The organism is Neisseria iguanae (assembly GCF_003013245.1).
GTDB classification, from domain to species: Bacteria; Pseudomonadota; Gammaproteobacteria; order Burkholderiales; family Neisseriaceae; genus Neisseria; species Neisseria iguanae.
This window is the reverse complement of record NZ_PXYY01000006.1, coordinates 43,162-52,156: the sequence shown is the minus strand read 5'-3', so window position 1 is coordinate 52,156 and position 8,995 is coordinate 43,162. Positions and strand designations below refer to the sequence as shown.

General features: G+C 43.6%; 9 protein-coding genes. 8 read left to right on the top strand and 1 reads right to left on the bottom strand.

Translation table 11 applies throughout. The features are described 5' to 3' along the window. Window positions 1-618: 618 nt before the first annotated feature. Window positions 619-1,416: a fimb protein gene (locus C7N83_RS02020; RefSeq protein ID WP_106740259.1), complete on the bottom strand. Its 798-nt coding sequence runs from the start codon at window positions 1,414-1,416 to the stop codon at window positions 619-621. 663 nt (window positions 1,417-2,079) lie between these two features. On the opposite strand from C7N83_RS02020, the gene C7N83_RS02015 reads away from it, so the two are divergent. From C7N83_RS02015 to C7N83_RS01980, 8 genes are all read left to right on the top strand, one after another. Continuing rightward, the gene (locus C7N83_RS02015) at window positions 2,080-2,655 is read left to right on the top strand and encodes a lytic transglycosylase domain-containing protein (protein ID WP_245911092.1); all 576 of its coding nucleotides are present in this window, start codon (window positions 2,080-2,082) and stop codon (window positions 2,653-2,655) included. 59 nt (window positions 2,656-2,714) lie between these two features. After that, window positions 2,715-3,143, top strand: coding sequence for a TrbC/VirB2 family protein (locus tag C7N83_RS02010; protein ID WP_245911091.1), 429 nt, complete (start codon window positions 2,715-2,717; stop codon window positions 3,141-3,143). A gap of 53 nt (window positions 3,144-3,196) precedes the next feature. Next, window positions 3,197-3,679 (top strand): VirB3 family type IV secretion system protein, encoded by a 483-nt coding sequence (locus C7N83_RS02005; protein WP_211296553.1) that lies wholly within the window; start codon window positions 3,197-3,199, stop codon window positions 3,677-3,679. Beyond that, window positions 3,579-6,011 carry a VirB4 family type IV secretion/conjugal transfer ATPase gene (locus tag C7N83_RS02000; RefSeq protein ID WP_342747586.1) on the top strand — a complete coding sequence of 811 codons (2,433 nt, stop codon included), beginning with the start codon at window positions 3,579-3,581 and terminating at the stop codon, window positions 6,009-6,011. The genes C7N83_RS02005 and C7N83_RS02000 overlap by 101 nt, the downstream gene beginning before the upstream one ends. A 122-nt stretch (window positions 6,012-6,133) precedes the next feature. After that, window positions 6,134-6,790 carry a type IV secretion system protein gene (locus C7N83_RS01995; RefSeq protein ID WP_106740252.1) on the top strand — a complete coding sequence of 219 codons (657 nt, stop codon included), beginning with the start codon at window positions 6,134-6,136 and terminating at the stop codon, window positions 6,788-6,790. Between the two features lie 78 nt (window positions 6,791-6,868). Further along, complete coding sequence (locus C7N83_RS01990) at window positions 6,869-7,126, top strand: hypothetical protein (protein ID WP_106740251.1); 258 nt, start codon at window positions 6,869-6,871, stop codon at window positions 7,124-7,126. 63 nt (window positions 7,127-7,189) lie between these two features. After that, window positions 7,190-8,200, top strand: coding sequence for a TrbL/VirB6 family protein (locus C7N83_RS01985; protein WP_106740249.1), 1,011 nt, complete (start codon window positions 7,190-7,192; stop codon window positions 8,198-8,200). A gap of 64 nt (window positions 8,201-8,264) precedes the next feature. Further along, window positions 8,265-8,945, top strand: coding sequence for an IS1595 family transposase (locus C7N83_RS01980; RefSeq protein WP_106740247.1), 681 nt, complete (start codon window positions 8,265-8,267; stop codon window positions 8,943-8,945). The last annotated feature ends 50 nt before the right edge of the window (window positions 8,946-8,995 follow it).

Sequence of the window (8,995 nt, the reverse complement as noted above, 5' to 3'; positions counted from 1 at the left end):
TTAACTCCGGTTAAAAATTTGTGAATAATCAGTTTTGTACTATCTTTTAAAAATCCGTAATGTGCTTGGCACTTTTTGCTGTTTATGAGTAAAACCATTAAAGAAGAAGGAATATACAGCTTCCGGCTCGGTATCTGTTGCGCTTCAACTTTGCCGGACATAACCTATCATGCAATAGATGTGCCATTTTTGGCTGTTTTAGAATTTTTGAAATTATTTTTTATATCTTATTGTTTTAATGATTAAATCGTTTAATTTCTCATTTTCAGACGGCACAACCGATACCGATTTGAGAAAATTTAAAAATCTTACAATGACATTTTTTGTCAGTTTCCGTTAATACTCGTCATATCAGGCTTGGACACTTTTTGTCACGTGACATTTTTTGTCAGCTTTGTAATTATTTGAAACAAACCGGATAAACGGTGGTCAAATTGAAACAAACAAATAGCGATACCCGGCAACAAATTCCCTCCTACTGTTTTTAATCAATTTATTTCAATCATTAAAATGAATAAGCCAAAATTAGACATTTACTTTCTTCCAATTTGATGAATCGTTTATTGGGTTAAATTTTGAATAAAGATTAAATATGCCTATAGGTTATTTATTTGGTATTTAATTGCCTTCCGTTTGTTGATTGCTGATAAAACCATCTATCGGTGCATAAGCCACAAAGTCTGCATTTTGATTCAACAACACAATCCAGCCTTTATTCAAGCTGCTGGTAAAAGGCAGGTAATGAAGCTGCTCATCAGGTTTTACGGCAGCGGCTGCAAGAATTTGCGCTTCGCTTAAGCCGCGCGCTTGTGCCAATACCGATAAGGGTTTCATCTTTGCTCGGATTTTTGCGCGTTCTTTTTCATCATCTTCAAGCCACCAATTTGGGCGCATACTTGGCTCAACCCCTTGCAAAGAAAGGTTTAAGCGCTGATTGGCTTCTTCTGTATTCGCCGGTTCGCGCAGGCCGGCACGCTTAACGCCAAACCATGATAATTGCTGCAAGCCTTCAGGGGCATTGGCTAATTGTGCATGATCAACTTCAGCAGCAGTGACCACCATAATCCTATCTTGCTCAAATGCCGCCACAACGGGACGAGCCAATGAGACACTATAAAGCCCATAGAGCAAAGCAGCCAATTGAATTGTGCCGATTAAGCTGAAATCGACGACCCGCTCTTTGGCGGATTTCTTCGGACTGGCCAAAACCAGGGTTAATAAAGGGCCGCATATCACATCAACGACAACCACTAATTGATACAAAGCCAAACCACCGGTTAATTCTTCATAAGGATGCGGATACCAGAGTTTAAAAACCAATAATGCCGCTGCACCGGCCAAAAGAAGGCTGATGAGTAAGTGCCAACCTGCGCTTTTCAGCGCAAATTTAAATCGGGATGTTGTAAGGTTCTTCATATTGAATAAGTGTTTTAAAGCGAGTGTGGTTGTCAGAATATGGGCAATACTTTTTCAGATGGCATGCGATACATTCTGCTGATTGTTTTCAAATAGAAAATAAATGCTTTGGAATAAAATTCCAAGTGTGGCAAAGGCTTCATCTAATTATCTGCCATAAATAAAAAATAAAAAAACCGCTTATTAGGCGGTCTTTTTAAATTTGGCTCCCCGACCTGGGCTCGAACCAGGGACCTGCGGATTAACAGTCCGAAACTAAATATGTAACTATTTGATAAATATAATGTTGATGCCTGCACAACACAGTATTATACAGTAAAAAACCACTATATACGGACACAAATAGGACACACTGTATGGGAGTAGCTAGTAATGATAACTTTATCTCGCAGGATTTTTACCGAACAGCCAGAAAATTGGCAGGGGAAATATGTTTTAAAGTGTACCCACTCATTGAATAGTGCGACGTGATAAAGCAAATGCCCAATAATCGTTTGAAAGTCCGTGTTTACGGAGAAAGATATAAATCAATTGAGGGTAACAAAATCCGATATGTTCCAACCGAGCAGGTAGATATTGCTGCGGATTGGAATATCTAAATTCAAACTAAATAAGGCCGTCTGAAATTCAGTCGGTCTTTTTGCTTTTAAAGGAGATTAAATTTTGAACGCTAAAAATCTGTTCGCAATTGTGGTGGCATTAGCATCTGGTATCTGTGTCTCCGCGCCTTATCCGCAATATCAACATTTAGTCGAAAAACACGCAGCGGCACAGGGTTTAGATAAAAATCTCGTATGGGCGGTTATGGCGCGCGAAAGCGGCGGCAACCGTTACGCCCTGTCTAACAAAAACGCACGCGGCCTGTTGCAGGTTATTCCTCCAACGGCAGCGCGGATGGGGGTTAATCCCAAATACTTGTACAAACCCGAACACAATATCATCGCCGGTACGCGTTATCTGCGTTTTTTGCAAGATCGGTACAAAGGCAACATTGATTTGATGCTAGCCGGATATAACGCGGGCGAAGGTGCGGTGGACAAGTACAGGGGCATCCCGCCCTACCGCGAGACGCAAAAATATGTGAGGCTGGTCAAAGCCCGCTATGCCCGATTGAACGGTGGTGTGGTTCGTGTGTCTGCTCCGGCGATGAAACCCGCTGTGGCCAAAGCCGTCCGCCAAGAGCAAATCGCCTTGCATCAGCCTGAGCGTCAGCCTTGGGATGCGTTTGGCGATTTTTAAATTATATAGAGTAACTCATTCTCTTAATTTAGCCGCCTGTTTGACCTACAGGCGGCTAAATGCTTTCAGACGGCTTGAAAGTATTCCCCGCCCGTAACGGGCTTTTTTATTTTATTTATTTGGAGTTAAACATGAAACAGAAAAATGCAGCTTTACGGCTGTTTGATGCGGCTAAATGCAAATTGATGGGGACACATTTTCTGCGTTCCTTACTGATGTGTACATTAGCTTTCGGCGCACAGTATGCAATGGCGGCAGGTGGATTCGACCAAGGTACGGATATCCTTGAAAAAATCCGAGACACGATTTATGTGATTGTTGGGGTAATTGCCACTATTGCACTACTTTGGCAGTTTGCTTTGGGTTTTATGAATAAGAAAGAGTGGCCGGATGTGATGGGAACTTGTCTGTGGATTTTGGGAGCAGGTGCTGCCGTTGCATTCGCAACTTATCTGTTTACCTCTGGCGGCAAAATGAAATTCAGCTAAATACCGCCTGTTGGCCATTCAGGTTGTATGGAAAAACTGTTTAACGGAAAACAGTGACTGCTGACAGCCTGAATGCCTGCTTCCCAGCAAGGAGACTAATTATGCTAGATGAAAACATCCATACGGAATTTCCAACCTATAACGGCATGAACCGTCCGGCCATGATGTTTGGCGCACCACTAATGCCGATGGTTATTGCCATCTTTATTCTGATGATGATTGCCATGATAGCGCAATTGATTATCGGCAAAACAGGGTTACTGTTGGCAGGTTTGATTATTCCGATTTATTTCGGTCTTAAAACCATCAGCCAAAACGATGACCAAGCATTCAAAATCTATGCTTTGGAAGCCAAGTGGTTACTGCGGCGGATTGCTGCGGGTGCAAAACTGGCCACTTTTACTTTACACGCAGGCAAATACGGAAGGCATTCTGATGACTACAAAGATTACCAGCGACTATTGGAGCAAGACGCTCAACCGCACAGCGGCAATGGCAGATTTCGTCCCGAAAATCTGCCAACACGTTACCAATGAAATTGTTTATTACGAAACAGGACATTACGGTTTTGTCCTAAAAATGGACGGGTTGCCGTTTGACGGCGTGGACGACAACCGTCTTTACGCTTATTTTGCCAACTTGCGCAAAGTTTTAACGGGGGTAGGCAAGAGTTTGGGCAACCGTGGTGCGATATGGACAACGCTTAAACGCGAGCGGATTAATTTTGACCGCGAATACGGCTTTACAACCGAGTTCAGCCGCCGTTTTTCAAACGACTACCTGAAGCGTTTCCGTGAAGAAGACTATTACGAAAACCTTTTTTATCTGACAGTCTTAATTAAAAACAGCGATATGGATTCAGGTATCAAAGAATGTAACGAGCAAATGCAGATTCTTCTGCGTGCCTTAGAGCCTTATTCTCCACAAGTATTGAGTGCATGGCAAAATCCCGAAGAAGTGGCATTTTCCGATGTATATCGTTTCTATGGCAGCCTGATTAACGGCAAAGCAGACAATATTCCGCTTTCGCCTCAATCGGCCTATAAAAGCATCCCTGCGGCCAGCTTACACTTTGGTACAGATATTTGCGAAATTCGGCCGGAAAGTGGTGGTCGCAAATATGCCGTGATGTACGATTTGCGCGATTTCGGGTTGTCCAAACCTAAAGTGTTGACCAATCTTCTTACTCTGCCTTGCGAATTCACGCTCACACAGAGCCTGATATTCATCAATCCGTACGATATGCAGCAGAAAATCAAACGGCAACTGCATAATTTCGCGTCAGTAAATGATAAAGCTGCTGACCAACAGGCAGAATTGGAAAGCGCATTGGGCAGATTGACAGCAGGCGAAATCATGTTTGGCGATTATTCGTCTGCCTTGACCGTATTTGGGCGTACACCTGAAGAAGCATCTGGCAACGGAGCAAAAGCCTATTCTGCCTTTTTGAATTCGGGCGGTTTCCGTTTTATGAAAGCGGGTTATTCTGCACCGTCCACTTGGTTCAGCCAAATCCCCGGTTGCAAAGACAAGCCGCGCAGTTTCCCAAAAACCACGGAAAACCTCGCCTGCACTTTCGGCATCCACAATTATTCGCACGGCAAGAAAACGGGTAATCCTTTGGGCGACGGCAGCGCGGTTATGCCTTTGCAGACCTTATCCAAAACGGTTTATGACTTCAATTTTCACTTTACCAATCCGAAAGACGATAATGTCGGCGAGAAAATCGCAGGGCATACCTTGATATTAGGTGCGACAGGAGCGGGTAAAACCACACTGCAATGCGCACTGATGGCTTTTGCCGAAAGATTTGAGCCGTATATTTTCGCCTTGGATTTGGACAGGGGTATGGAAATTTTCATCCGTGCCATCGGCGGCAGCTATTTTGCTTTGGATGCGGGTATGCCGACTGGGCTGAATCCGTTCCAACTGCCCGATACCCCGTCCAACAGGGAATTTCTCTATACCTTAGTCGGCATCTGCGGACAGAATGAAGCGGGACGACTGGCGGCAGCGGAAGAGAAACAGATTCAGGATGCTGTGGACGCGTTGATGGATTTGGATTGGCCAATGCGCCGCTTCAGCCATCTGCTGCAACATATTCCCAGCCTGCCTGACCCTGACTGCCTATATGTGCGTTTGGCCAAATGGTGTGAATCGGAAAACGGACGCTTTGCATGGTGCTTGGATAATCCCGAAAACCTGTTTGACCCTGCCGACTTTTGGCGTGTTGGTTTCGATTTAACCGACATCCTGAAAGACGGCTATCCGCCGACCGCGCCTGTTCTTGCCTATATGTTCCATCTGCGCAATATCATGATGGATAAGGTAGCGGAGCAAAACGGACTGCTTGCCAGTATTATTGAAGAATTTTGGTGGCCGTTGCGCTTTTCGGCAACGGAAGAATTGATGCTGAAAATCCTGAAAACCGACCGTAAACGCGGCGGTTTTTTAATTTTGGTATCACAGTCGCCCGAAGATGCCATCAACAGCCGTATTTTTCCTGCTATTGTGCAGCAGACGCCAACCAAGGTGTTTCTGCCTAATCCCGATGCCGAGTATGAAGGCAGCTATCAACGTTGCGGTATTTCCAAAAAAGAATACCAGCAACTTGTGGAATTGCCATTGGAGAGCCGTACTTTCTTGGTCAAACAGTCCAAACAGTCTGCTTTTGCCAAACTGGATTTGTACGGTATGCACGAAGCTATTGCTGTTTTATCCGGTAATACCGCCAATGTGGAGCTATTGCACCGCACTATGGACGAGTACGGAAATGACGTGCGGGACTGGTACGAGCCGTTTATCAAAGCTGCTACCAAAGGTCGGGCTGAGTTTAGACAGTCTGAAACTGCTGCCGAAATGTCTTAACGTTCGGTTTTACGTTTCAGGCCGTCTGAAAAAACCGCAGATTTCTGCGGAACAACGCAGGCGGGTAACACCGCCTACTTTGCCGCATTTGCGGCTTTTTTCATTTAAACAGGAGTATTGTTATGCAAAATACCAAAAAACCGCTTGTCCGCAAACTAGCCGCCGTCTTAATTTCAGGCAGCCTTGCCGTTTCCCTGCCTGTTATGGCGGGAGGTATTCCGGTATTTGATGGTGTGGCGGTTGCCCAAGCAATTCAGCAGGGTATTCAAATGGCCGAACAAATCCAAAATCAGGTCAAGCAAATTGAACAGTTGAAAAAACAGGCTCAAGCACTGACCAGTCGTAACAACTACGGCAATATGTTCAACACACAAGCCCGAGAGCAACTGCCGAACGATTGGAAAGACTTTTACGATGCATTGGGCAAAGCAAATAACCAAGACTTGCTTAAAGGCAAAAGCTATGACCCAAAAGCAGCAGCAAACAATCTGAGCAAACAGTTTGACCTGATGTTGAAAGCGGCACGCGATTCCGAAATCCGCATGGACAATCTGAACAAACTGATGGCTGAAGTAAACCGCACCCAAGATGCAAAGGCGGCTGCTGATTTGGGCAACCGTATTGCTGTTGAGCGTGCCATTATTTCTCAGAATCAGACCAATTTGGATACCATGTGGCGGATGTTTGAGATGCAGAAAGAAAACAACCGTAAACAGCTTCGTATGGCTGTGCGTTGCTCTAAGGCTAAACGAGCAGATATAAAGGTTAATGACTGCTAGTAATTATATTATGACGTATTCAGGCGGTCTTAATGTATTTGAGGCTGTCTGAATCCCAATTTCATAAGGATAATATTTATGAATAAAGTTCTAATCTTTCCAGTTGGTTTGATGCTTATTCTGTTCGCGGGTTGCCAGCCAAAATTAAGTGCAGAAGAAGCTAGAGAACTAGATAAGCGTATTCTCCGACGTGTGGCTGGTTGTGTACATGCTCAGAAAGTAGATGTACAAGATTCAAATCTTTGCATCCAATTACAGGAGTCCTGTAACGAAGCCAAAGAAAACAATCACGAAAATAAATATTGTACGGCATTAGAGACGGGGGCAATCATGTAATTAAATCACTCTAAACCTATGTCGGCATGTAGAAGCGCATACTAATTTTTCAAGGAAAAAAATATGGCCAGTAGTGTATTTCAAGGGATTGCTGATGAATTTGTAGTTAAATTCGGAGCTGATTTATTCAAAGATATTGGTAATTTTATTTCTCATATTTCTCCACTATTTGCAGCAGGTTTCGGTATATATATCTGCATTATTGCTTTAGATGCCTATAACAGGGGATTAGACGAAAGTGCCGTGGATTTGAGTAAAAGAATGTTTGGGTGGATGGTAATTATTGCTGCTGCTTTTAATGCTTCGCAATATGGTGTGATTGCAGAGTGGGTTTATGGATTACCTGATGCCACAGCAGCAGCATTTGGTGGAAACTTAGAAGCGGGATTATTTGATAAAGCTACTGATAAGATAGAAGCGATTTCCGTGCAGTTTGAATTACTCCGTGAGCCTTTTGATGATTTAGATGAGTTAGGTTATGTATTGATGCTTTTCGGAGTTGAGTATGCCATAAAAATTTTAGCTTATCTTTTATTGGGTGTAATATTTGCCTATTATGTTGTAGGTAAGATATTATTATCACTGAATTTAATGGTTGGACCTTTGTTTGTTGGAGCAATGCTTTTCCCCGCAACACGACAGTATGGTATGAATTGGATAGGGCAATGTCTAAACAGTATTATTACTATTGCCTTGTTAGCGGTATTATCTGGTTTGCAAATGGAATATTTTTCAGGAAAAATAGACGAATATGCAACACTCTTAACAAATGATATGGGAACCTCTTTAGGAGCTGCTGGTGCAGTAGGGACGGCAGCCGCATTAATTCCAATATTTATGACAATGACTATCGCTTTTGTATTAGCAGTTTGGAAACTACCTGCAATGGTTTCTGCTTTAACAGGGGGAGCCAGTATGGAAGGATTTGGTGGCAATTTAGGAAGAATGGCTGGCAATACCCGTACTGCACAAGCCATAAATAGATTGCCTGCCAATATTGGAAAAGCCTTTACTCAAGCTTTTACGAAAATATTTGGTAATAGCAATAAAGGAGGCGGTATTTCTCCTAAATGAGCTTTGAATTATAAATTAGGGGCTTAGGAAGCAAAATCACCAAATATAGTGATAAGCTTCTGAAATAAAATTAAAAAACAAGTACCAAAAGTTCAGCAAAATTACCGAGCCTAAATTCCGTCAAATCCTACGGTTTTTCTCCTTGGATCTGACCGCTTCCGATACCGCCAGACTGACAGGAATCAGCGTCAGAAGCATCAACAGCCTGTACCTGAAACTACGGCGACGATTGGCTGACGAATGTGAGCGGCAGACACCTTTGTGCGGCATAGTGGAGTTGGACGAATCCTATTTCGGCGCAAAACGTATCCGAGGCAAACGCGGGCGCGGTGCGGGCGGTAAAACGATTGTTTTCGGCATACTTAAACGAGGTGACAAGGTTTATACCGAAATCGTTTCCGATGCTTCAAAAGCAACGTTACAAAAGGTTATCAGAGGACATATCTCTGTTGAGAGCGTCATCAATACTGATGGATGGCGCGGTTATCAGGGGTTGGTCGATATGGGCTTCGCGAAGCATTTCAGAGTGTGTCATGGTGATAATGAATTTGCCCGTGGTACTCAGCATATCAACGGTATCGAATCTTTTTGGAGCTACGCGAAGCATCGCCTGGTACAATTTAACGGGGTGCCGAAACATACGTTTTACCTGCATTTAAAAGAAACCGAGTTCCGCTTCAATCACTGGCATGATGATTTGTACAAAGTGCTGTTGGGAATGTTGCGGAAAGATCCTTTAAAATGAATTTTGCTTCCTAAGCCCCTAAATTATATTTGCGGCCTTTAAGAGAGAGG

Coding starts and splice junctions, on each gene's coding strand:
- C7N83_RS02020 (WP_106740259.1), bottom strand. CDS start 1,416: ATGAAGAACCTTACAACATCCCGATTTAAATTTGCGCTGAAAAGCGCA.
- C7N83_RS02010 (WP_245911091.1), top strand. CDS start 2,715: ATGCTTTCAGACGGCTTGAAAGTATTCCCCGCCCGTAACGGGCTTTTT.
- C7N83_RS02000 (WP_342747586.1), top strand. CDS start 3,579: ATGACTACAAAGATTACCAGCGACTATTGGAGCAAGACGCTCAACCGC.
- C7N83_RS01995 (WP_106740252.1), top strand. CDS start 6,134: ATGCAAAATACCAAAAAACCGCTTGTCCGCAAACTAGCCGCCGTCTTA.
- C7N83_RS01990 (WP_106740251.1), top strand. CDS start 6,869: ATGAATAAAGTTCTAATCTTTCCAGTTGGTTTGATGCTTATTCTGTTC.
- C7N83_RS01985 (WP_106740249.1), top strand. CDS start 7,190: ATGGCCAGTAGTGTATTTCAAGGGATTGCTGATGAATTTGTAGTTAAA.